The organism is Methylophaga sp. (genome assembly GCF_030651745.1).
In genome coordinates this window covers 1-1,688 of record NZ_JAUSCC010000009.1, presented here as the reverse complement: position 1 = coordinate 1,688, position 1,688 = coordinate 1, and the positions used below count along the sequence as shown (strand labels likewise).

1 protein-coding gene is annotated in these 1,688 nt (G+C 32.5%); it reads left to right on the top strand.

What is annotated here, in order from left to right; translation table 11 throughout:
• The first annotated feature begins 106 nt into the window (after nt 1–106).
• Nucleotides 107–1,660 (top strand): IS1182 family transposase, encoded by a 1,554-nt coding sequence (locus Q7V21_RS00405; protein ID WP_304915400.1) that lies wholly within the window; start codon nt 107–109, stop codon nt 1,658–1,660.
• The last annotated feature ends 28 nt before the right edge of the window (nt 1,661–1,688 follow it).

Here is a 1,688-nt window from a genome sequence, read left to right as displayed (position 1 = left end):
ATGAGGTTGACTCATAATTGTTTTTTTTGTTGTGTGGGGTTAATTTTATATTGTAGGTTGTTCTATTATTTATTTAGTTGTTTATAGTTTTTTCATGGTGTTTTTCATGGTTTTAAGAGAATATAAAATGGGTCAGTCTTTTTTGTTGCCTTTGAGTTTAAATGATCTTATTCCAAAGGATCATATTTGTTTTTTTGTCACGGATTTAGTGAATGAAATTGATTTTCAGGGAATTGAGAAAAAATATCAATATACGGCGGGTAAAGCTGCTTATTCGCGCTGTATGCTTATGCGGGTTGTTATAATGGCTAGTGTGGATGGTGTTTTCTCATCACGTCAAATAATGAAATTAACACAAGAAAATATGGTTTATATGTTCTTAACAGGAACAGAAACACCCGATTTCAGGACAATTAACCGATTCAAAATCGAAGCACAAGAATTAATAGAAAAAGTATTCCAAACCACTGTTTTCACTGCTAAAAAGATAGGATTACTCCAATTGGAACATATCAGTATCGATGGGACAAAAATCAAAGCAAACGCATCAAAGGATAACAATTTAACAGAAGACGAAATACAAGCCATTAAAAAAATCATACAAAAAGGAATAGACGTAGATAAAGAAGAAGACGAAATATACGGTGATAAAAGAGGCGACGAAGCACAAGACGGTTTTGAAATACCTAGCACTCGGAAAGAAAGAAAAGAATTAATCCGCGAACTATTAAAAGACAATCCGTATGCCAAACAAAACCGTGATAAACGAAAAAAACTTAAAAACTCTGCAGTAAACCTGTTAAGCCAGGCATTTGACCAACCAGCAAGTGTTCTGGAAAAATTAGATTTAATGGAAAAACAATTAAAAAAGAGTGGACAAAAATCAATTAGCACAACCGACCCCGATTCACGCTGGATGATGAACAAGAAAAAAAGAATCGAACTATCATACAACATGCAAATCGCAGTAGACCACAAATCAGGAATAATACTATCAAATAAAGTAACACAAGAACCCACAGATCATCATCAACTTATACCACAAATAGAACAAATAAAAACCATAATAGGACCAATACCAAAACATACAAAGATAAGCGCTGATAATGGATACTTCACACAACACAATATCGAATATATCCATAAAAACAAACTAGACGCCTATATACCCAACAGAAAACAAGCCACCACCACTAAAAATACTTATCAAAATACTAAACCATTTTCCAAACATAATTTCAACTACGATCACCATAAAAACGTTTATTTCTGCCCAAATAATAAAAAATTACCCTATAAAAAGACATACACTTACAAAAACAAACAAAGACACCAATACTACACAAATACTTGTTTAAAATGTAAAGATCAAGAAAAATGTGCTGGAAAAAACCGTGTACGCATAATAACGGATTATGGAAACGACTTAATGAAACAAATGAGTTTGAAAATGGAAACACCACAGGCACAATTAGAATATTCAAAACGAAAAGAAGCCGCAGAATGGCCATTCGGAAACATAAAACAAAACCTACGATTCATAGAATACTACACGCGCGGAATAAAACAAACAATCACAGAAAACAACCTAATATGCATATCACACAACATAAAAAGAATATTCAACCAAAAAAAACCACACAAAACAACACCAACATAAAAACAAACATCTACTCAACCAAAAAAAA

What these genes read in the sequence shown, in the direction of transcription:
- Q7V21_RS00405 (WP_304915400.1), top strand. Translation starts at nt 107, where the DNA reads ATGGTTTTAAGAGAATATAAAATGGGTCAGTCTTTTTTGTTGCCTTTG.